Genomic DNA, 21,602 nt, shown 5'->3' on the forward strand with positions numbered 1-21,602 from the left:
GAAATGAAAAAGGGGAATCTCGATTCCCCTTTTTTGCGGTGTGAGAACGGCTGCGCGGCAAGCTGCTGCGCAGCCGTTCTTGCGGCCATTACGCGGGCATCAATTGCCCGTCGCCCACGCGGAAGACGTTCACGGTTTCCCGCAGCGTGCGCGCCTGTTCTTCCATCGACTGCGCGGCCGCGGCTGCCTGTTCCACCATCGCCGCGTTCTGCTGGGTCGTTTCGTCCATCTGCGCGATGGCGATATTGACCTGTTCGATGCCCTGGGTCTGTTCCGACGACGCAGCCGAAATCTCGCCGATGATATCGGTGACCTGCTTGACCGCCCGCATGATCGAATCGATGGTCTCGCCCGCGCGCTCCGCGAGCCCGCGGCCCGATTCGATCTCCTGCACGGACGCTTCGATCAGCGCCTTGATTTCCTTGGCCGCATCCGCGCTGCGTTGCGCGAGGCTGCGCACTTCGCCCGCGACCACCGCGAAGCCGCGGCCGTCTTCACCGGCGCGCGCGGCTTCAACCGCCGCGTTGAGCGCGAGGATGTTGGTCTGGAACGCAATGCCTTCGATCACCGAGATGATTTCGACGATGCGGCTGGAACTCGACGCGATGCTTTGCATGCGGTCCACCACCTGATGCACGACGTTGCCGCCTTCGCCGGCAATATTCGACGCATTCGCAGCCAGCTGATTCGCCTGCCGCGCGTTGTCGGCGTTCTGTTTGACCGTCGCGGTCAGCTGTTCCATGCTGGCGGCCGTCTCGCTCAATGAACCTGCCTGCTCTTCGGTTCGCGACGACAGGTCTTGATTGCCGGCCGAAATCTGCTGTGCGGCGACCGTAATCGTTTCCGCGCCGCTGCGGATGCGCGCAATCGTATCGATCAGGCGCTGCTGCATGTTATGCATCGCGAACAGCATGCTTTGCCGGTCGTTCGCGCGCAGGTTGAGCGAGCTGGTCAGGTCGCCGCTCGCAATCGTTTCAGCGATTTCCACCGCATACGACGGCTCGCCGCCGAGGCTCCTCTCGACGTTGCGGATGATCATCACCATCGCGACGCTGATCAGTCCGCCCACCACCAGCACGACGATCAGATAGTTACGCAGATTGTCGTAGAAAGCGCTGTCGATATCGTTTACATAGACGCCGGAGGTCAGATACCAGTCCCATGGCGCGAATCGCTTCACAAAGGCGATTTTGGTCGCGATCTTGTCATTGAGCCGGCCGTCGTATTGCACGAAACCCTGACCGTTTTCCTTCGCGATCTTGATCATGTCGAGCCAGAACAGCTTGCCGTTCGGATCCTTGTAGCCGGTCACATCGCGGTTGCGCATGTCGGCGAGCACGGGATGCATGATCACGGTCGGATGGGAGTCGCAAATGATGATGTAGCCGTTGTTCGGATAACGCATCGCGCCGATCCGCGCCATCGCGTCAGCGCGCGCCTGATCGGGCGGCATCTTCTGTTCGTCGGCGAGTTTCGCGTACTGCTCGGCCACGCCGTACGCGGCTTCCACGACGTTTTGCACCGCGCCTTGCCGCTCTGCCAGCATTGTGTTGCGTGATTCGCGTGCAGCCCAACCGCCCAGGATGAGGAGACCCAACCAGGTTACGACGAGCGCCATCCATAATTTGGTATTTACGCTGAGACGGCTCAATTTCTACTCCTTGGAGAGGCACGCTTGGATTGCGTGAGATGAAAAATGCGAGATCGTTCAATGCAGCTAACGGAGTAATTGCCGGGATGATGAATAAGGGTTAACGCTGATTCGGCGTTTTTAGTCTTCCGGACGGCGCTTGGGCCGTCGATCGTCGCTTGCTGGCCGGGAGCGAACTCGTCGCATAGTTCGGTGTTGCGCGTATGACAGTAAGCCGTGTGCTGTGGGAGCACGCCCATTTCCGGCTGGGTCGTGCGAGTGACCGGCATCGGAACCCTTGTTGCCGAGGCGAAATCGCAGTCGAACGCTCGGTCCGGTGCGCGCGCGGACATGGGATTGTCTCGTACGCCGGGATACTGAAATGCGGGCGGGATGTTCAACCGATGCGCAGTCCAACGCGTCTACGCAATGCATTTCCACCCGGTGCGCCTTGCGCGGTGCACCCCTCCCGTGTCAAGCGTCCGCTGGGCCAGACTCGCCCGGCTTTGTCCAATTTGCACGAGGTTTTTAGTCTCCGTCTATGTAACCCATAATAAACAGTTTGAAAAGTTACTGTGCATGGCTATGATGCGTTCCATCAGGTCCACTCGGAGCAGGCACCCGATCACGTTTCTGATCGGGTCGGACTGAGGTGGTCAATTGGACGTTTCATAGGAGAGCGACGTGAAGGCGATCGTGCTGGATGGTTTTGGCGGTTTGGAAGCGTTGGTATACAAAGACATCCCCAAGCCGGAGCCTGAGGAAGGAACGGTTGTGATCAGGATCAAGGCATTCGGCATCAATCATGCCGAGATGCATATGCGTCGCGGCGAGTGGGCGGAAGCGGCGCCGGTGAGCGGCATCGAATGTGTGGGTATCGTCGATTCGTGCCCGGGCGGCGAGTTTGCCGTCGGCGCCAAGGTCGCGGCGATGATGGGCGGACTCGGCCGGACGATCAACGGCAGCTATGCGGAGTACACGCGGGCGAAAGTGAGCAATGTCGCCGCGATCGAGTCGAATTTGCCTTGGGCCGAGCTTGCTGTGATTCCGCAATCGTACGCAACCGCGTGGACGGCGCTGTTTCGCAACCTGAAGATTCAACGTGGACAGACCATTCTGATTCGCGGCGCGTCATCGGCGCTCGGCGTGGCCGCGGTCAACCTCGCGGTGAACGCCGGTATCAAGGTCATTGCGACTGCGAACCGGGAATCGAGTTTCGACAAGCTGAAGGCGGCCGGCGTGAGTCGCTGCGAAATCGAGCGGCCGGATCTGTCTAAAGATATTGCCGAGCGCAAGCAACTCGATGCGGTGCTCGACCTCGTTGGCAACAGCACGATGCTGGACTCGCTGAACATGGTGCGCCGCGACGGTAAAGTTTGTCTCGCGGGTTGGCTCGGCGGTCTTGCGCCGATTGCGGATTTCAATCCGCTGCTGCAAATGCCAAGCGGTGTGGACCTCACGTTCTTTGGGAGCTTTGTGTTCGGCACGCCGGGTTTCCCGCTGTCGGATGTGCCGTTGCAAGCGATTGCCGCAGACGTGGAGGCGGGGAAATATTCAACCAGGCCCTGGCGCGTGTTCCGCTTCGACGAGGTGCCGGAGACGCACCGCATCATGGAGGCCGGTGAAGCGAAAGGCAAGATGGTGGTGGTGCATGACGAGTGAGCGGCGGGTTTGCTCGTGCGCGGCGGCTTGTCGCTTGATAACCCGCGGATGATCGCGTTTAAACGCCCCGGCGACGGTGTGCAAGGCTGTCGCTCGGGCTTTGGGATATGTGCCGTTTTGCGCTTATCTCGCGAGTATCGCGTCGAGTTCTCCGGGGTGCCGCTGCAGATAATGGCTGTAAAGCAACGTGCTGCCCGCGATGCTCAGATGGTGATAATCGTCGTATCGGTACGCGGGCAATCCGTCGAAATCCAGTTTGCACACGGTCCCGTCGCAAGGCACGTCATAGGTGTGCATGATGTCGACCGACGACGGGAATCGTTCCTTCAGCCGCTTCAGCATCTGGGCGATCGGTGCATGCTGATCGCGCGCAATGCCTTCATCGAACTGGCACGCCTCACGATGAACCGGGAAGTACAGGTCGTTGTTGAACGAGCAGTTGACGAGTTTTAGCGGAATCATCGGCACATCGTTCATCAGCACGACGTGCTTGCCGGCTTGCGTCAGTTTGTCGATTGTCGCCGCCAGTTCGGCTTCGAGCTGGCCGGTGCGGAATCCGTGATCGTTCGGGCCTGCGTCCGGCGCAGCGCCGAGGTTCATATAGTTCTGCCACGCGGCGGCCATGAAAACGGTATGGATATCAGGATGTGTGGCCCCATACGCCATCACCGCTTTGTCGTGCGCGACGCATTCGAGGTGATCTTTCAGATACGGCAAATAGCCGGGCTTCGGCGGTTCGTGTTCGATCGGCGGACATAGCGTCAGTGCCATGTCATGAATGGCAAGCTGATGGTTTTTGCCCATCCGGTCGAAAAAATAGATCAGATGGTACGCGTGCGAATCGCCCCAAAGAATCGCTTTATTCTGCGCGTGCGCATCACCGAGCGTACAGGTGTCGGCGGACGTGACCTCGACTTTGGACCAGCATTTTTTGCCGCGCGGCATGTCGAATAGCGCGTCGCCGGACCAGTGAACGTCCGCGCGAATTTTCGCCGGGTACGCAAAAAGAAAGCCTTGCGTGAGTTTGCCCGTTCCGGCCATCGCGCCGGTGACGAGTAGCGGAATCGCAAGGAAGCGTACCAATGCCTTGCGCGGGGCGAGCCTTGTGTGGCGAACGCGTTGTTCGACGAACGTATAAGTCAGCGCGGATAGCACGAACGTCAGGCCGAATACCGCCGCGTATCCATAGGCGCTCGCGACATCGAGCTGACGAAGCGCAAAAAGGAGCGGCCAGTGCCACAAGTACATCGGATACGAGATCTTGCCGATATACACGGCAACCGGGTTGCCAAGGACGACGCTCGCCGCGCCTGCGCGGCGGCCGCCATAGATCGCGAGCAACGCGCCGCAGCAGGGCAGGAATGCGCCGACGCCGGGGAACTGCGCCATCCTGCTTGCGCCAAGCGTGCCGGCCACAATCATCGCCATGCCGGCGATCAGGAGCACCGCGGCCCACCACGACGCACGCGCATCGCGTTTGTGTTCGTGCAATGCGAGCAGGCTGCCGACCAGGAATTCGAACGCGCGGTACTGCGCGAAGTAGTATGCGCCGTTGGATCCGTGCTGCGCCGCGACCACCGCTGCAATGCATGAGGCAACCGACAGCAGCGCGAACACAGGCGCGATCCATTTGCGTTTGCTCCGATAGAGCCAGAACAGGAGCAGCGGCAGCACGACGTAGAACTGCTCTTCAACCGACAGCGACCACGTATGCAGCAACGGTTGGTCGGCGGCTTTCGCATCGAAATACCCCGTCTGCTTCGACAGGAAGATATTCGACGTCATCGTTGCGACCGCAAGGATGTTTTTCGAAAGATGGAATGTGTCGTCTGGAAACAGGAAGAGCAGGCTGAACACGAAGGTCGCGAACAGCATCACGTAGAGCGCGGGCGCGAGCCGTTTTGCGCGGCGCGCATAAAATGCCCTGAACGAAAACGCATCGCGATCGAGGTCGCCCAGCAGGGAAGTCGTGACCACGAATCCGGAGATGGTGAAAAAGACGTCGACGCCAATAAAGCCGCCGGTGAATGCGTTGAATCCGGCGTGACACAGCATCACCGCGATCACGGACAGCGCCCGCAAGCCGTCAATATCTGGACGATAGGTCTGCGAAACGTGCTGGGTTCGCGCGTAAGTGGACGGCATGAAGAATAACCCCGAAAAACAGGCCTATTGACAACTTATTGACCAACCCGGTGACCTGCAGGCAATCGCTCGCGTCAGTGGGGCTGCGCGTATCCGATTGCGTTGATGGGAATCCTGGCCGGTTCTTTAGTGGAAGCCGGTAGTGGCCAATCTCGCCAGCTATCTCAAAAAGGCGATAAGGATAGCAGTTAATCCGGTTATGTCCAGTCGCTGCGTATGCCGCGCATTTCGTTTATCTATTCAATGTGCATAAGATGGGCGGCATCTTCATGATCCGCGCTTGCCGTACCGTGACGGGTACGCGGATTGGGGCGGCGCGGCGTGGCGGCAGCCTGCCGACCCGGCCGGGTGGATCAAATATTCGGTGGTCTGGTACTCGCAACAGGTCACGCAGTCGCTCGGCAAAGAGCGCTTTGCCAGCTACACGCGAAAATTTCAGTTCGGCAATGCCGATGTTTCAGGCGATGCCGCACACGATGGGCTGACGCATGCGTGGATCGATTCGTCGTTGCAGATTTCACCGTTGGAACAGGTGTCGTTTCTCGAGAAGGTCGTGAATCGCCAGTTGCCGGTGAGCCGGCATGCGTTCGATATGACCGACCAGATCACCGCGATCACACGCGGCCCACAAGGGTGGAGCGTGCACGGTAAGACCGGCTCAGGTTTCCCGCGGAACGCCGACGGTTCCGACGATACGGCGCATGGCTGGGGCTGGTTCGTCGGCTGGGCATCGAAAGGGCCGCGCACGCTGGTGTTCGCGCGGCTCATTCAGGATGACGGCGTTCAATCCGGCGCCGGGCCGGCAGGCGTGCGTGCGCGCGATGCGTTGATGAGCGGGTGGCCTGCGCTGGCCGACCCGCTGCTGCAATGACAAGGCGCCGTGCATCGACGGTCGGCGCCGCGCGCCGCGCATCACGCGAGCGCGACCACCTGCAATTCCAGCAAACAGCCGAAATGCAATTGCGGCGATACCGCGATCGTGCGTGCCGGTTTGTGATTGCCGAGCACGGCCGCATACGCCGCGTTGACGGTCGGCCAGTTGTCGATATCGGTCACATACACGGTCACGCTCACGATGCGCTCGAGCGACGATCCGGCCGCGCGCAGCACTGCGTCCACGTTGGCGAATGCCTGGCGAACCTGCGCGTCGATGCCCGCGGGCACCACACCGTGCGCATCGCGCGGCAATTGTCCCGCGACGAAGACGAAACCGTTCGCGCTGACCGCGGGGCTATAGTGGCCCGCGGGTTCGGGCAGGTCCGGGACTTTGATGAATTTCATATCCATGGGTGATCGAGGTTGCAATGGTGGTCGTAAGTCGGATACTGCCATGAGCGCCGTCGTCGTGGTCATCGCCGTTGCGGGCAGGCGGGTGACGTAGCGCCGTCAGATTGTAGGCGCGTTGCGAGAACCTTTCTCTGTGCGCAGGGCCATCGCCGAAAAAGCGGAACGTCCGGCGAATTGCTCAAGCGCTCCCGCGGCGGTGCTATTCTTGCGGAATCGCCCCCCTCGGGGCTGAATTGCAGCCTGCCGCCATCAGGCGAGCGGTCGCTGCCGTCCGGAACCGGTGCGCTCGTGCCGGCTCGCAAGGAGATGCTCATGGCTGCGCGCTCGATTGCATCGCTTTCGCTGTCTTTCGGTCTCGTCTCGATCCCCGTCAAGCTTTACTCCGCCACGGAGAGTGCGTCGGACGTCCGCTTCAATCTGCTCGCACCGGACGGCTCGCGGGTCAAGCAGCAATACGTGTCGGAAGCCACCGGCGAGGTCGTGGAGCGCGGCGCGATGAAAAAGGGCTACGAGTTCGAAAAGGACCGATTCGTCGTATTTACCGCGGAAGAGCTCAAGGCGCTCGAAGAGAGCGCCAGCCACGTGGTCGAGATCGTCGCTTTCATTCCCGAAAAATCCGTCGACCCGATTTACTTCGACAAGACCTATTTCATTGCGCCGGACAAGCGGGGCGGCAAACCGTACAGTTTGCTGCAGCAGGCGTTGTTCGAAAGCCAGCGAGGGGCGCTTGCGAAATGGGCGTCAAAGGGCAAGACCCACATCGTGCTGATTCGCCCGACGCAGGACGGCCTGATTTTTCAGCAACTGCTCTTTGCCGATGAAGTTCGTTCGCTGGCGGAATTGCATATCGAGCACGTTGCGGTCTCCGCAGCGGAGTTGAAGCTCGCACTGCAGATCATCGAGCAGGGCACGGAAGATTCGTATGATCCGGCGGCCTATGAAAACGAGGAGAAAAAGCGGATTCTCGCCGCCATCGACCGGAAGATCGAAGGCAAGGAGGTCGTGTCGAACGAGCCGGTGGAAGCGGACTCCGGTGCTCAGGTGATCGATCTGATGGAGGCGCTGCGCGCGAGTCTGTCCAAAGGTGGCGGCGCGCGGCCGAAAGCCGTCGCGCGCAAAGGCAAGGAGGCCGCGGAGGTCACCGGAATCGCCGCGCCGCGTACGAGAAAACCCGCGCAGCGCGCGGAGCAGGCGCCGGCTGTTCCCGCCAAGGTACGCGCTCGCAAGTGAAGCAAAAGAATTCGCACCACGATATCTCGGTACGCAAGCTTCAGTCGCTGCTCGGCGTATCGCGAAGCGTGCTTGCCGGCCTGATCGACGCCGGCTTCGTTACGCCGGCGCGCGGTCCGCGTAACGAATTGCGCTTCACGTTTCAGGATGTGGTGCTTTTGCGTACCGCGTTTCAGCTGCAATCGGCGCGCATATCGTCGCGCAAGATTCTGGCGGCGCTCGCACGCTTGCGCACACAACTTCCCGACGAGATACCGCTGTCCGGCATACGCGTGAGCGCCGTCGGCAATACGATCATGGTGCGGACCGGGCCGTCGCAGTGGGACGCGAACACCGGGCAGCTCGAGTTCGATTTTGAAGTTGCCGACATCAAGGGTGATGTCGTGTTTCTCGATGTGTCGTCTGCGAAGAAGGACGCACGCAAGCAGGCCGACGAGTGGTATGCGCTCGCGGACCAGCTGGCCGCCGATGCCGATTCATCCGGCGCGGAGCAGGCGTACCGCAAGGCGATCGCGATTTCTCCGAAGCCGTTCTACAGCGCATATGTGGACCTCGGCGCGTTTCTGTGCGAAGACGATGCGCGTTGTCAGGAGGCGCTTGCCGTCTTCGATGAGGCGCTCTTGCATTTTCCCGAAGATGCGGTGCTGCACTTCAATCGGGCGGTCGCGCTCGAAATGCTTGGACGGCTCACGGACGCCGAGCGGAGCTACGCGCGTTGCCTCGAAATCAATCCGCGCTATGCGGACGCGCATCACAATCTTGCGCTCGTCAAGGAACAGCTTGGCGATCAGCAAGGGCTCGTCAGGCATATGAGCGCGTATCGGAAGCTCAGTACGTAGCGAACGCATCTACCGTCGTTCAGGCAAAAATCAGCCCCCGCTCTTTACAAAATCTTAGCGAAAACACTCGCACTCTTTCGATGATTCAAACCGGCAATCTCCATAGAATCATCGGGCTCCAGGTACCGAAGCGGACCTCAAGCAAGGGATGGCCCACTCTCGCGGTTGGACGGGCCTTTCGTTGAACACGCTTGTCAAGCAAGCCGGGTGGCACGCGCACGCGCGACCGATGTGAGGGTTTCACGCGCCCGGTCTGATTATCAGTTGGGGAACAAGTGAAAAAGAAAATTATCGGCGCAGCCGCGTTGTCGGTCTTTGCCGCGGCGGCTCATGCACAGAGCAGCGTCACGCTGTACGGATTGATCGATACCGGCATCGTCTATACGAACAACCAGGGCGGCAGCAGCGCATGGCAGGAACAAAGCAGCATGCTGTCCAACGAAGTATGGGGTTTGAAGGGCAGTGAAGACCTCGGCGGCAGTCTGCACGCAATCTTCAAGCTCGAAAACGGCTTCAATATCCAGAACGGCAAGACCACTTACTCGAATACGATCTTTGGCCGTCAGGCGTACGTCGGTCTGCAGCACGACCAGTTCGGCACGGTGACGCTTGGCCGGCAATACGACTCCGTGGTCGACATGCTCGGCCCGATTGCACTTGCGAACAATGGCGACGGCAACAACCTGGCCGCCCACCCGTTCGATAACGACAACGTCGACGATTCGTTCTATATCGACAACTCTGTCAAATATGTGAGCCCGACGTACAACGGTTTGCAGGCGGAGGCTCTGTACGGCTTCAGCAACACGGCGGGCGGCTTTTCGGACAATCGGGCCTATAGCTTCGGCGTGACGTATAGCATCGGTCCGGTCAATCTGGCGGCCGCGTATCTGCAGTTGAACGATGGCTCGCTGAACGGGACCGGCGCGGTGTCGAACAACGACTTCGTGAACTTTCCCGCCGCGCGGCAGCGTGTAATGGGCGTGGGCGGCAACTATACGATCGGGCCGGCCGTGATCGGCCTGCTGTGGACCCATACGCTGTTCGAGAATACCCAACCGGGCGCGAACTCGGTGATTCAACAGCCGTTCGACACGCTGCACTTCGATAACTACGAAGTCAATGTGCACTACACGGTGACGCCCGCGATCTCGCTGGCCGGCGCGTACACATTCACGCAAGGTGCGTTTGGCGGCTCGACGGGCTCGGCGGACCCGAAATGGCATCAAGTGACGCTGATGGCGGATTACTCGCTCAGCAAGCGCACGGATGTTTACGTCGAAGGCGTCTACCAGCACGCGTACGGTGCTTCCGGCTCCGCGTTCGAAGGCGCGTTTATCAATGGTCTCGCGCAGTCGTCGACTGGCAATCAGGTGGCGGCGACGGTGGGTATGCGCACGCGTTTCTGAACGCGCGGCGTTTCCCTGAACTTGGTGCGCTCCGCGCGGCTGGCGCGGAGCGCGTTACATCTCATGTTCGCTTTTGCTGCCCACGCGCTTGCCGGCGATCAGCGCAAGCGGTTATCCGGCATTGCTCGAAACGGACAGCTTGTCCTGCGTGCGGGTTTCGAAGTCGGTGGCGTCGTGACGCTCGCGCAATTGGCTCGACGGTTCGCCGGAGAGCCGGTTGACCATGCGGCCGCGCTTGACGGTAGGGCGCTGGTCGATGGCGTCGGCCCAGCGCTGCACATGCCGATACTCGTGCACGGCGAGAAACTCGGCCGCATCGTAAAGCCGGCCTTTGGCGAGGGCGCCGTACCACGGCCAGATCGCGATATCGGCAATCGTGTATGCGCTGCCGGCCACGTACTCATGGTTCGCAAGCTGCTTGTCGAGCACGTCGAGCTGACGCTTCACTTCCATCGTGAAGCGGTCGATCGGATATTCCATTTTCGACGGCGCATACGCATAGAAATGTCCGAAGCCGCCGCCGAGATAAGGCGCACTGCCGATCTGCCAGAAGAGCCACGACAGGCATTCAGCACGTTGGGCGCTGTCTTGCGGCAGCAGTTCGCCGAACTTTTCGGCGAGGTATAGCAGGATCGCGCCGGACTCGAAAACACGGACCGGCTGCGCGCCGCTGCGGTCGACCAATGCGGGAATTTTCGAGTTCGGGTTGATATCGACAAAGCCGCTGCCGAACTGATCGCCATCGCCGATTCTGATCAGCCACGCGTCGTATTCGGCGCCACGATGCCCTAGCGCGAGCAGCTCCTCCAGCATCACCGTCGCCTTGACGCCGTTCGGCGTGCCTAGCGAATAAAGCTGCAATGGGTGACGGCCGACCGGCAAAACCTTCTCATGCGTGGGCCCGGAGACCGGGCGATTGGTACTGGCGAACTGGCCGCCGTTTTCCTTCTCCCACGTCCAGACCCGGGGAGGTGCGTATTCGGATGTTTGCGTCATTGTTCTCGGTCTCCTTGCCGTTGCTCAGGTATGCCGGCAAAGCTTAGCGCATCGCCACATAACGCGCTGAAAGGCACTAGAGTGCAAACAGGTTTGGCGCCGGTACCCGCCGATTCGCCTGCCACGAAGGACACTGGATCACAAAGTGCCGCGAGGGGCGGGGCGCACGTGTCGGGTGTATGGGCGCTACCTGCGCTGCACCTGCTGGTGGAACGAACGCCGCCCTGTTGCCTCGCCGCATAACGGTGCCCGCGAAACGGGCGCAAACCAGTCCTTCACTGCTTGCGCGTATAGCGCAACCATACGACGTCGCGATCCAGCCGCTCGACGGATTGAAGCTGCAGATACGCGGGCTTTTTCCATTGTTCCATCGCCACTTCGAAGGACGACGTATGCGCCTCGCGGCCGTCGACCAGCGGCATCAGCAGCACGCTGACCTCGTCGACCAGTTGCGCGTTGACGAAGGCGCCCGCCACATGGCCGCCGCCTTCGACAATCAGCTTGCCGATCTTCAGTTCACGTTCGAGGGTGTCGACCACGCGCCGCAGTTCGATATCGTCGCGGCCGCCGAACAGATACGATGCGCCGATCGATTGAAGATGCGCGAGGTAGTCGTCGCTTACATTTTCTGCAAGCACTTCCACGATATGCGACTCGAGTGCACTAGCGCTTTCCCACGCAACCCGTCCTTTGGGGTCGATTGAAATCGCATACTGACTCGCATCACGTTGTACAAAATGATCGGTGCGCGCGACCGGTTGTCTGGCGAGACCGCGTGGATAGTCCTTGCCGTGCGAGATTTCCTGCATCGTCACACGGCCGCATGCCCACGCGTCGGCCTTGAAGCTTGCCGCGGTGTCCTCGTAGCACTGCGTGGCAAAGTCGAGATTCCAGTTGTCGGTCAGACTGCGGCCGTCGAGCGATGACATCATATGGCAAACGATATGCATGGTTTCTCCAGAACAGGCGGGTAAATACGGAGGGCCAAAAACTGAAAAACCTTGTTGCGCAAGTACCGTGCCGCGATATTGGATGTTATATTTAATCTAAGTAGTCCGGGTTTTCGAGAGCCCGTCAGGCGATTTGAATGGAGATGCGTAAGCAATGAGAAAGTCGAGGCAGGAGGCCGCCGAAACGCGGCAGCGCATCGTCGAAGCCGCGTCGAGCAGGTTCCGTCTGCAAGGCATCGGCAGCACGGGGCTTGCCGACTTTATGGGAGAAGCGGGCCTGACGCATGGCGGCTTTTACAAGCATTTCGCGTCGAAGGACCAGGTCGTGCAGGAGTCGATGGCGCTTGCGGCCGCCGAACTGACCGAGGTTCTGCGCACGGCCGCGGCGGTACAGCCGGCGAGCCGCGGCCTCAAGGCGATCATCGATCGTTATCTGTCGATTGGGCATCGCGACAATGTCGTCGATGGGGGTTGTCCGTTCGTGGCGCTGGCGAGCGAACTTGCGCGCGGCAGCGACGAAGTGCGTGAGATCGCAACCGCGAGCCTGAACGAGTTGGCGGATCTGATTACCGCGCAATTGCCCGCGCATTATCCCGACCTGCCGGCGGCTGCGGCGCGCAAGAAGGCATGGGTGATGCTATCCACGATGATCGGCGCGATGAGCGTCGCACGGGTCGTCAACGACGAAGCACTGTCGGATTCGATTTTGCGGGAAACGCGCAAGACGCTGTATCCATAAAAGCAGGCGCGCTTCTTCTTCGTGACGGCAATCGAAGAAGAAGCGCGCCTTTGCGCATAAAAGTGCGCCGACGGGGCGCGCGGCGCTCAATGCGGCTAGTGCGGCGCGTCGGTCTTTTTCACGTCGCCGCTTGCGGTATCGCCAGGGGCATTGCCACTCGCGACTTGCGGCGCCGGCGCCGCATCCACTTGCCATCCGCCGCCCAGCGCGCGGAACGTCGCTACCGCGGCACGAGCGGCATCCGCCCGCGTGCCGTCGAGATCGTCGCGTGCAAACAGCAATTGACGGTCGGCGTCCAGCACATCGGTCAGCGTGATCGCGCCCGCCTTGTACGCGCGCTCGGACAGGTCGCGCGAGCGCGTCAGCGCGGTCACTTCGTCGTCCAGTTCATGACGGCGCGCTTCCGTTTGCGTGAGGGTCGTAAACGCATTCTCGACGTCTTCCGCGGCCTTCAGCACCGTTTGACGATATTGCGCGAGCGCTTGCGCATTTGCGCCGCGCGCGTCGGCGACCTCGGCATCGACTTTGCCGAAGTCGAACAGCCGCCAGCGCAGGCCGCCGGTCACCGCGGGCTGGAATGCGCGTGCCGTGAACAGATCGCCTGAACTGATGCTGTCGACGCCGAGCAAACCTGAAATGGAAATCTTCGGGTAGTAGTCCGACAGCGCGGCGCCGATCCGTTCGTTCGACGCCGCAAGGCGCCGCTCGGCGGCAATCACATCGGGGCGGCGGCGCAGCACATCGAGCGGCTGGCTGCTGTCGTCGATCGACGGAATGCCGGGAATCTCGCCCGGTTGCGCCAATTCCTTCGCATACGTGCCGGGCTGCGCGCCCATCAATACGTCGAGGCGGTTCAGTTGCGCCTCCAGTGCCGCGCGCAGCGTCGGCACGATGGTTCGCGCCTGTTTCAGGAGCGCGTCGGCCTGCGCGATTTCCCGTTCGTCCGCCGCGCCCGCATGACGGCGCACGCGCACCAGTTCGAGCAGACGCGTGTCGGTATCGATCTGGTCCTGTGCGACCGCGAGGCGTGCCTGAAATCCGCGGATCTGCATATACGCGTCGGCGGCATCCGCCGCGACCGTGATGCGTGTGCCCAGCTGTTCGGCTTGCGCCGCTTGAGCCTCGTTGCGTGCCGCCTCGGCGTCGCGCCGCAATCCGCCGAACAGGTCGATCTCCCAGCTGGCCGCCGCACCGACGGTGTACTCGCGCTGATCGCGCGTGTAGCCCGGGAAACTCTGTGCGACCGAACCCAGCGGGCTCACCGTGCTCTGATGCTCGATCGACGCCGATGCGTCGAAATCGACTGTCGGCAGCAGTTGCGCACCGGCCGCGGCGGCGGCGGCACGCGCTTGCTGAACGCGGGCAATGGAGGCGGCAAGATCGAGGTTTTGCGCGAGCGCTCGCTGGACAATCGCGACCAGCATCGGATCATTGAAGCCGGTCCACCAGGTATCGAGCGGCGGCGGGGGAGCGACGGCTTCGGCCTGCTGGTCTGTTGTGATGTGGTTGTGGAACGGCGCGAGCTGCGTCGTCGGTTTCACATAGTCCGGTCCGACTGCGCAGCCCGCAAGCGCGGCCGTCAGCGCGACCGCCGACGCCATGCCGCCGAGCCGGTGCTGAAGTTTGACGCGCGAGACAAGCATGCGCGCACGCGGCGCCGGCGAATCACATAACGCGGTTTGCGCAACAGGCGACGGCACCGTGTCAAAGAAAGCGAAAGCCATCAGGTGCGCTCCTTGCGGCCGAATTTGCGAATAAAGACATAAAACGCGGGCGTAAACAACAGGCCGAAGCCGGTCACGCCGAGCATGCCGAACAGCACCGCGGTACCGAGCGATTGCCGCATTTCGGCGCCCGCACCGGTCGCGACCGCGAGCGGCGCGACGCCGAGGATAAATGCGAACGACGTCATCAGGATCGGGCGCAGGCGGGTGCGCGCCGCATGCACGGCAGCGGTGGCCGGCGACGAGCCGTCGTCCTCTTTCTGCCGCGCGAACTCGACGATCAGAATCGCGTTCTTCGCGGCGAGCCCGACCAGCACGACAAAGCCGATCTGCGCGAGGATATCGATCGGCATGCCGCGAATCGCGAGGCCCGTCACCGACGCGAGGATACACATCGGCACGATCAGCACGATCGCGAGCGGCAGTTTCCAGCTTTCGTACTGCGCAACCAGCACGAGGAACACGAACAGCGCGGCGGCGCCGAACACCAGCAGGGTCGGCGTGCCGCGTTGCTGCTGCTGGTACGCGAGCTCGGTCCATTCGAAGCCGATGCCTTGCGGCAGCACCTGATGCGCGAGCTGTTCCATCCGGTGCAACGCGGTGCCGGTTGCGACGCCGGGTGCGGCCACACCCTGGACTTCGGCGGCAGGGTACAGGTTGTAGCGCGGCACGCGATACGGAATCGTGCGCGTTTCCATTTGCGCGACCGTGCCGATCGGCACCATTTCGCCGGACTGGTTGCGCGCCTTCAACCGCGTGATGTCGTCGGCGCCGCGCCGATATTGTCCATCGCCCTGGACGATCACTTCATAGGTGCGGCCGAGATAGTTGAAGTCGTTCACGTATTGCGAGCCGAGGTACACCTGCAACGTCGAGAACACGTCGGTCGGCGTGAGGCCCACTTTCTCCGCTTTCACGCGGTCGATGTCCGCGAATACCGACGGCGAGCCTGCGTTGAACAGCGTAAACACGCCGGCGAAATCGGGGTCCTGGTTGGCCGCCGCAACGAGGCTCTTGGCCGCGTGCACCAGCGCATCGGGGCCGAGCCCCGCGCGATCCTCCAGCATCATCTTGAAGCCGCCCGCGTTGCCGATGCCTTGTACAGGCGGCGGCGGAATCGTCAGCACGTACGCGTCCTTGATCACCGACAGACGCTTGCGCAGATCCGCGAGCACCGTTTCAGCGGTAACGCCCGGAAGCTCGTGGTTGTAGAGCGACGGCAAGCCGGAAAAGATCGTTCCCGAATTCGATGCGACGGTCAGCGTGGTCGCATCGAGGCCGACAAAAGGCGCGACGTGTTCGATGCCGCGTGTCGACAGGATAATGTCGATGGCGCTGCGCACGACCTTTTCGGTGCGCTCGAGCGACGCGCCCGGCGGCAATTGCACGACCGTGATCAGATAGCCCTGATCCTGCTCCGGAATAAAGCCGGTCGGCGTGCGCGAAAATTCGAGCGCGGCGAGGCCGATCAGCGCAACGTAGATGGCGAGCATGACGGTCAGGCCGCGCACCAGGCGTTTGGTGAGTTTGGCGTAGCCGAACGAGAGCTTTTCGAAGCCGTGATTGAAGCGCTCGAAGCCGGCATGCAGCCACCGCGACGCCCAGTTCGCGGGGCGCGCGTCGTGCACGTGCGGCTTGAACAGCACGGCGCACAGCGCGGGACTCAGCGTCAGCGAAACGAAGCACGAAATAACCGTCGATGCGGCGATGGTCACCGCGAACTGCCGGAAGAACAGCCCGGAAATGCCGCTCAGGAACGCCGACGGCACGAACACCGCACATAGCGTGAGCGCGATCGACAGCAGCGCGCCGCCGACTTCGTCCATCGTGCGGTGCGCGGCTTCCGCGGGCGACATGCCGGTGCGCATATTGCGTTCGACGTTTTCGACGACCACGATCGCATCGTCGACGACAATGCCGACCGCGAGCACCAAGCCGAATAGCGACAGATTGTTCAGCGAAATGCCGAAGGTGGCGAGCACGATAAACGAGCCGAGCAACGAGACCGGAATGGCCACCACCGGGATGATGGTCGCGCGCCAGTTCTGCAGAAACAGAAACACGACGCCGACCACCAGCAGGATCGCGACGAAGATCGTCAGCACCACTTCGTCGACCGACTTGCCGATAAAAATGGTCGGGTCATAGATGATCCTGTACTCGACGCCGGGCGGGAAGTCGTTGCTGAGGTCCTTCATGGTCGACAGCACTTCTTTTTCGACCGCCAGCGAATTCGCGCCGGGTTCCGCGTAGACCAGCAACGATGCCGCGTTGCTGCGGTCCATAAACGCGGTCGAGCCGTAGTCCGCCGCGCCGACCTCGACGCGGCCGATATCGCGGATGCGCGTGACGCGTCCTTGCGGATCGGACTTCACGACGACGTCCGCGAACTGGTCCGGCGTGGACAACCGGCCGAGCGCTTCGACGTTGATCTGATAGGCCGAGTTGGTTTTCGTCGGCGGCTGGTTCAGCACGCCCGCGGACACCTGCAGATTCTGCGCGCGCAGCGCGTTGAGCACTTCGCTTGCGGTCAGATTGCTCGCGGCCACCTTGTCGGGGTCGACCCAGATCCGCATCGCGTATTCGCGCCCGCCGATGAACTGCACGTCGCCGACGCCTTGCAGCCGCGCCAGCGCGTCTTTCACGTGCAGCGTCGCGTAGTTGGACAGGTAGAGCGTGTCGCGCGATTTATCCGGCGAATCCAGGTGCACGGCGAGCAAGATGCTCGGCGTCGATTTTCTGACCTGCACGCCGAGCCGTTGCACGTCGTCAGGCAGGCGCGGCAGCGCATCCTGCACGCGGTTTTGCGTGAGCATCTGCGCGACGTTCAGATCGGTGCCGATACGGAACGTCACGGTGACGGTCAGCTTGCCGTCGCCGGTCGACTGACTGCTCATATAGAGCATGTTTTCGACGCCGTTGATCTGCTGCTCGAGCGGCGTGGCAACGGTGCGCGCGATCGTTTCGGCGGAGGCGCCCGGGTACGTCGTCGTCACCTGCACGGTGGGCGGGACGATCTCCGGGTACTGCGCGACCGGCAGCACGAACATCGCACCGAGGCCGATCAACGTCAGGAAGGCACTGACCACCGTCGCAAAGCGCGGGCGGTCAATAAAGAAATGGGCAATGCGCATGGCTTCGTTCCGGTCCTGTTCGACTAGTCCTGCTTGGCCGCGTAGTGAAGCGCGCCGTCACGCGTCTTGACCTTGGAGCCGGGAGCCGCATAAGGCAGACCGTCGACGATCACGCGATCGTCGCGTGTGAGACCGGACCGGATGACCCGCAGTCCGCCGCGCAATTCGCCGACCTCCACCGGTTTGGGCACGACGGTGCCGTCGGCGGCGACGGTCAGCACGATATGTTCGGACTGGTCGGGCAGCACGGAGGCATCGGGTATGAGCAGCGTCGGCACCGGCTGGGCGACCGCGACGCGCACCCGCGCGAACTCGCCGGGCGTGAGCAGCAGGTCGGGATTGGCGACCGTTGCGCGCGCATGGATCGTGCCGCTCGAACGGTCCAGCACGTTATCGACGAAGTCGAGCGTGCCCTGCCGTGTCGCAACCGTGTCGCCGCCGTTGCCGGAGGTCAGTTCGACCTTGTTCGCAAGCGGTGCTTTTGCATTGGCGCGGTAGCGCGAGAAGGTCTGGTAGTCCGCCTCGCTCATGTCGAAATCCAGATAGATCGGATCGAGCGACACGATGGTGGCGAGCAGCGTGGTCGGGCTCGCGGCCGCGCGGCTGCCGGCAATCAGATTGCCGATCGACACCAGATGCCGGCCGATGCGGCCGGTAAACGGCGCGCTGATCCGGCAATGGTCGAGATCGAAGCGTGCGTCGCGAATCTGCGCCTGCGCATCGTCGATGGCGGCCTGCGCGGTGTTCAGATCCGAGGTGCGCTGCTGCACGTTCTCGACGGTTCCCGCGTCGTTGCGCTCGAGTTCCTGCGCGCGGCGCAATTCCTGATCGGCGAGCACGCGCTTCGTTGTCGCGGTCTCGAGTTGCGCCTGGCCCTGGGCGAGTTTGATTTCGTACGGAACCGGGTCGATGGTAAACAGCAGATCGCCTTTATGAACGATCGCGCCGTCCTTGAAATAGATGCCCGTCAGCGTGCCGCCGACCTGTGCGCGCAGTTCGACCTGATCGACCGCGGAGAACTGCCCGAGAAAACCGAGACGCGTATCGAGGTTCTCGACCAGCGGTTTGCTCACCGTCACCTCGGGCGCCGCCGCGGGCTTCGCGTTCGCAGCCGGCGCCTGGCCGCCGTGATGCGCGTAAAGCCACCAGCCGCCACAAATGACGCCCATCGCGATCAGCACCGCGGTCCAGCTTTTGACCGGTGAGCGCTTGCGCCGTATGCGGTCGCGCTCCTGTACCTCGCCGTCTTGCAGTTTCGTTTCCGTATCCACCTGGATGCATCCTCGACATGCTATTTTTTGGGCCATCTGATCGCAGCGTTCAACGTAGCGACCGTATAGATGTTGTTGACCTTCTAACGATCTTGAAAGATTGCATGCACAATCTAAATGGTCAAGTTAATTTTGATTGAGGATGACAATCGGTTCGCGTGAGGCTTGCTAAACGTCCCGCCTGGCGGGCGTTTGCGCGATTGTTCATGTGCGTCGGCTAGTGAATTCGCGCGTCTCGGGCTTATTCGCGAGGGGCCGGTACGCTATTCTCTGCCGCACAACGAAAGGACGGCTCCCTCCATACCTCTGTACCTTTTGTTGTTGCGCACGAGCCTCGCTCGTGCGTTTTTTTGTGCACCGGGCATGTGCGATAGCGCGAGGGTGTCAATCCGAGGGTGCAAATCCCTGACCAGACCGGCGCTGGACGCGAGGTCGTGCCCTAACGGGCAATTCGAGCTATCCTGACGGGCGTTGACTCACGTCGAACGCTCACCGCGGCCGCGTGTGCCGCGTGTTTCGCATCTCAAGGCGTCGACCCAACCTGGCTGGAGCCGTGATGCTTGCCCTGGAAGTCGTTTCGCTGCCTGTCGCCGATGTCGACCGCGCGCTTGCGTTCTATACGCAGAAGGTCGGCTTCAAACTGGACGTCGATTACCATCCTGGCGCGGATTTCCGCGTGGTCCAGCTCACGCCGCCCGGTTCGGCATGTTCGGTGCAACTGAGCGCCGCCGATTCGCCGCAGCGCTTGCGTAACCTGTATCTCGTCACCACAGACCTCGCAGCCGAGTGCGCCGCACTGGCGGCGCGAGGCGTCGCGGTCGGCGCATACCGGCACAAGGACCCGATCGATCCCTGGATGGGTGGCTGGAGCGCCGGGCTCGATCCGCAGCGCCGCGACTATGCGAGCTTTGCCGACTTCGAAGACCTGGACGGCAACATCTGGACGCTGCAGGAGCGCGGCTACCGTGCACCCTGATATGGACGACACGCTCCACGCGTTCAACCAGCTTCGTCCGCGCCTGCAGAAAATTGCTTATCGGATGCTGGCATCCGTGGCCGAGGCGGAAGATATCGTGCAGGACGTCTGGCTGCGCTGGCATTCGGCTGCTCATGACGGCATCGAGAACGCGGAAGCGTGGCTGGTCGCCGTCACTACGCGCTTATCGATCGACCGCCTGCGCGCGGCGAAGATGCAACGCGAGCACTACACGGGCATCTGGCTGCCTGAACCGCTGCTGACCGAATCACCGGTTACGCCGGAGGAAGTCAGCGAGCGGGCCGGCGAGGTGTCGGTCGCCTTCCTGATGCTGCTCGAACGGCTGACACCGGAAGCGCGCGCCGCGTTCCTGCTGCGCGAGGTGTTCGATATGGACTATGACGAAGTGGCCGAAGCGGTCGGCAAATCGGAAGCGGCGTGCCGTCAGCTGGTGAGCCGCGCCAGGGCGCAGTTGCGCGACGAGCGTCCGCGCTTTGAAGTGTCACGCGACATTCATCTGCGCTTGCTGCAAAGTTTTACGCGGGCCGTCGAGCTCGGGGATTTCGCCGGAATCCACGCGTTGCTCGCCGAAGATGCGATGTTGTTCGGCGACGGCGGCGGCAAAGTGCAGAGCTTTCCGGAACCGATGCTGGGCGGCAAGCGCATCGCGCAACTCTTCTATGCCCCCGTGCTGCGTTACGGCAGCGAGCTTCGCTACAGGCTCGTCGAACTCAATGGCGAGTGGGCGCTGTTGCGCTATCTCGAAGGCAAGCTCGAATCCGCGCAGTCATTCGAAACGGATGGCAGCCGCATCCTGCGCGTCTTCGTTCAACGCAATCCCGACAAGCTCGCGCGTATCGCCGCCACCTACGGCGGCTAGTCGATTCAAGTCTCCCGCGCGATAAGGCGCGGCGCCGGCCGATTGGTGTCTTGCGAGCAACGCCGTGAGTCCGATCGCCTATCTACCGCCGCGTGCCCGGCAACTCTACGATGGTTTCGTGCGGCCCGGTGCCGCTAGCGCTTCACCGCAAAAAACACCTGCGAGGCCACGGGTGTTTCGATCATTGTCGCCAGGAGAAATCATGTCTCAGCGTATTAACTATATTCAGCAATCGCCGGAGCTGTTCAAGAAATTCGTCGACTTCAGCACGCGCGTGAAGGACGGCACGATCGAGCAGTCGATCCACGATCTCGTGACGATTCGCGCATCGCAAATGAACGGCTGCGGGTTTTGTGTCGATATGCACGTGAAGGAAGCGCGCATTCACGGCGAACGGGAGCTGCGTATTCATCATGTCGCAGTCTGGCGTGAGTCGACGCTCTTTGCGCCGCGCGAACGCGCCGCGCTCGCATGGACGGAAATCCTGACCAGACTGCCTGAGCACGGCGTGCCGGACGATATCTATGAAAAGGTGCGCGGCCAGTTCTCCGAAAAGGAATTGTCCGACCTGACGTATGCGGTGATGGCGATCAACGGCTGGAACCGCGCGAACGTCGCGTTCAATACCGTGCCGGGTTCGGCCGACAAGGCATTCGGCCTCGACAAGGCGAATCTCGCCTGAGCGGCGGCACGCCGCAGTCAGGTCTCTTTACCTTCGGCCCGCCTGGCG

The 21,602-nt window shown here is 61.9% G+C and carries 17 protein-coding genes; 9 read left to right on the forward strand and 8 right to left on the reverse strand.

Annotated elements, in window-relative coordinates:
* Positions 1-88: 88 nt before the first annotated feature.
* Positions 89-1,618, reverse strand: a complete 1,530-nt coding sequence (locus tag HV675_RS00100; protein ID WP_175108950.1) for a methyl-accepting chemotaxis protein — start codon at positions 1,616-1,618, stop codon at positions 89-91.
* 696 nt (positions 1,619-2,314) lie between these two features.
* On the opposite strand from HV675_RS00100, the gene HV675_RS00105 reads away from it, so the two are divergent.
* Positions 2,315-3,292, forward strand: a complete 978-nt coding sequence (locus HV675_RS00105; protein ID WP_175108707.1) for a zinc-binding dehydrogenase — start codon at positions 2,315-2,317, stop codon at positions 3,290-3,292.
* A gap of 123 nt (positions 3,293-3,415) precedes the next feature.
* Here HV675_RS00105 and HV675_RS00110 read toward each other — a convergent pair whose 3' ends face one another.
* Complete coding sequence (locus HV675_RS00110; protein ID WP_175108708.1) at positions 3,416-5,437, reverse strand: acyltransferase family protein; 2,022 nt, start codon at positions 5,435-5,437, stop codon at positions 3,416-3,418.
* A gap of 280 nt (positions 5,438-5,717) precedes the next feature.
* Between HV675_RS00110 and HV675_RS00115 the strand changes: the two genes are divergently transcribed.
* A complete protein-coding gene (locus tag HV675_RS00115) occupies positions 5,718-6,308 on the forward strand; it encodes a class D beta-lactamase (protein WP_175108709.1) in 591 nt (196 codons plus the stop codon).
* Positions 6,309-6,349: 41 nt separating this feature from the next.
* On the opposite strand, the gene HV675_RS00120 is transcribed toward HV675_RS00115, so the two are convergent.
* Positions 6,350-6,724: a RidA family protein gene (locus HV675_RS00120; RefSeq protein ID WP_217477981.1), complete on the reverse strand. Its 375-nt coding sequence runs from the start codon at positions 6,722-6,724 to the stop codon at positions 6,350-6,352.
* 312 nt (positions 6,725-7,036) lie between these two features.
* On the opposite strand from HV675_RS00120, the gene ku reads away from it, so the two are divergent.
* From ku to HV675_RS00135, 3 genes are all read left to right on the forward strand, one after another.
* Positions 7,037-7,954, forward strand: coding sequence for a non-homologous end joining protein Ku (gene ku / locus HV675_RS00125; protein ID WP_175108710.1), 918 nt, complete (start codon positions 7,037-7,039; stop codon positions 7,952-7,954).
* Entirely contained in the window at positions 7,951-8,793 is an 843-nt protein-coding gene (locus HV675_RS00130) for a tetratricopeptide repeat protein (protein WP_175108711.1), read from the forward strand. Before ku ends, HV675_RS00130 begins: the two co-directional genes overlap by 4 nt.
* Positions 8,794-9,068: 275 nt before the next feature.
* Positions 9,069-10,202, forward strand: a complete 1,134-nt coding sequence (locus HV675_RS00135) for a porin (RefSeq protein ID WP_175108712.1) — start codon at positions 9,069-9,071, stop codon at positions 10,200-10,202.
* 111 nt (positions 10,203-10,313) lie between these two features.
* On the opposite strand, the gene yghU is transcribed toward HV675_RS00135, so the two are convergent.
* On the reverse strand, positions 10,314-11,198 hold the full coding sequence (yghU, locus tag HV675_RS00140; RefSeq protein ID WP_175108713.1) for a glutathione-dependent disulfide-bond oxidoreductase: 885 nt from the start codon (positions 11,196-11,198) through the stop codon (positions 10,314-10,316).
* 275 nt (positions 11,199-11,473) lie between these two features.
* Positions 11,474-12,148, reverse strand: a complete 675-nt coding sequence (locus HV675_RS00145) for a dihydrofolate reductase family protein (RefSeq protein WP_175108714.1) — start codon at positions 12,146-12,148, stop codon at positions 11,474-11,476.
* Positions 12,149-12,302: 154 nt separating this feature from the next.
* Between HV675_RS00145 and HV675_RS00150 the strand changes: the two genes are divergently transcribed.
* A complete protein-coding gene (locus tag HV675_RS00150) occupies positions 12,303-12,887 on the forward strand; it encodes a TetR/AcrR family transcriptional regulator (RefSeq protein WP_175108715.1) in 585 nt (194 codons plus the stop codon).
* 95 nt (positions 12,888-12,982) lie between these two features.
* On the opposite strand, the gene HV675_RS00155 is transcribed toward HV675_RS00150, so the two are convergent.
* The 3 genes from HV675_RS00155 to HV675_RS00165 all read right to left on the reverse strand — a co-directional run bounded on the left by HV675_RS00155 (position 12,983) and on the right by HV675_RS00165 (position 19,016).
* Positions 12,983-14,488, reverse strand: coding sequence for an efflux transporter outer membrane subunit (locus HV675_RS00155; RefSeq protein ID WP_175108952.1), 1,506 nt, complete (start codon positions 14,486-14,488; stop codon positions 12,983-12,985).
* Positions 14,489-14,610: 122 nt separating this feature from the next.
* A complete protein-coding gene (locus tag HV675_RS00160; RefSeq protein ID WP_175108716.1) occupies positions 14,611-17,745 on the reverse strand; it encodes an efflux RND transporter permease subunit in 3,135 nt (1,044 codons plus the stop codon).
* 23 nt (positions 17,746-17,768) lie between these two features.
* Entirely contained in the window at positions 17,769-19,016 is a 1,248-nt protein-coding gene (locus tag HV675_RS00165; protein WP_246270015.1) for an efflux RND transporter periplasmic adaptor subunit, read from the reverse strand.
* A 556-nt stretch (positions 19,017-19,572) separates the two neighbouring features.
* Between HV675_RS00165 and HV675_RS00170 the strand changes: the two genes are divergently transcribed.
* The 3 genes from HV675_RS00170 (at position 19,573) to HV675_RS00180 (ending at position 21,554) form a co-directional block, all read left to right on the forward strand.
* Complete coding sequence (locus tag HV675_RS00170; protein WP_175108718.1) at positions 19,573-19,992, forward strand: VOC family protein; 420 nt, start codon at positions 19,573-19,575, stop codon at positions 19,990-19,992.
* Position 19,993: 1 nt separating this feature from the next.
* The gene (locus HV675_RS00175) at positions 19,994-20,872 is read left to right on the forward strand and encodes an RNA polymerase sigma-70 factor (protein ID WP_175108719.1); all 879 of its coding nucleotides are present in this window, start codon (positions 19,994-19,996) and stop codon (positions 20,870-20,872) included.
* Positions 20,873-21,074: 202 nt separating this feature from the next.
* Positions 21,075-21,554 carry a carboxymuconolactone decarboxylase family protein gene (locus HV675_RS00180; RefSeq protein WP_175108720.1) on the forward strand — a complete coding sequence of 160 codons (480 nt, stop codon included), beginning with the start codon at positions 21,075-21,077 and terminating at the stop codon, positions 21,552-21,554.
* The last annotated feature ends 48 nt before the right edge of the window (positions 21,555-21,602 follow it).

It is taken from the genome of Paraburkholderia solisilvae (assembly GCF_902859875.1).
GTDB classification, from domain to species: Bacteria; Pseudomonadota; Gammaproteobacteria; order Burkholderiales; family Burkholderiaceae; genus Paraburkholderia; species Paraburkholderia solisilvae.

What these genes read in the sequence shown, in the direction of transcription:
- HV675_RS00160 (WP_175108716.1), bottom strand. Translation starts at nt 17,745, where the DNA reads ATGCGCATTGCCCATTTCTTTATTGACCGCCCGCGCTTTGCGACGGTG.
- ku (WP_175108710.1), top strand. Translation starts at nt 7,037, where the DNA reads ATGGCTGCGCGCTCGATTGCATCGCTTTCGCTGTCTTTCGGTCTCGTC.
- HV675_RS00120 (WP_217477981.1), bottom strand. Translation starts at nt 6,724, where the DNA reads ATGGATATGAAATTCATCAAAGTCCCGGACCTGCCCGAACCCGCGGGC.
- HV675_RS00175 (WP_175108719.1), top strand. Translation starts at nt 19,994, where the DNA reads ATGGACGACACGCTCCACGCGTTCAACCAGCTTCGTCCGCGCCTGCAG.
- HV675_RS00100 (WP_175108950.1), bottom strand. Translation starts at nt 1,618, where the DNA reads ATGGCGCTCGTCGTAACCTGGTTGGGTCTCCTCATCCTGGGCGGTTGG.
- HV675_RS00145 (WP_175108714.1), bottom strand. Translation starts at nt 12,148, where the DNA reads ATGCATATCGTTTGCCATATGATGTCATCGCTCGACGGCCGCAGTCTG.
- HV675_RS00170 (WP_175108718.1), top strand. Translation starts at nt 19,573, where the DNA reads ATGCTTGCCCTGGAAGTCGTTTCGCTGCCTGTCGCCGATGTCGACCGC.
- HV675_RS00180 (WP_175108720.1), top strand. Translation starts at nt 21,075, where the DNA reads ATGTCTCAGCGTATTAACTATATTCAGCAATCGCCGGAGCTGTTCAAG.
- HV675_RS00155 (WP_175108952.1), bottom strand. Translation starts at nt 14,488, where the DNA reads ATGGCGTCGGCGGTCGCGCTGACGGCCGCGCTTGCGGGCTGCGCAGTC.
- HV675_RS00110 (WP_175108708.1), bottom strand. Translation starts at nt 5,437, where the DNA reads ATGCCGTCCACTTACGCGCGAACCCAGCACGTTTCGCAGACCTATCGT.
- yghU (WP_175108713.1), bottom strand. Translation starts at nt 11,198, where the DNA reads ATGACGCAAACATCCGAATACGCACCTCCCCGGGTCTGGACGTGGGAG.
- HV675_RS00150 (WP_175108715.1), top strand. Translation starts at nt 12,303, where the DNA reads ATGAGAAAGTCGAGGCAGGAGGCCGCCGAAACGCGGCAGCGCATCGTC.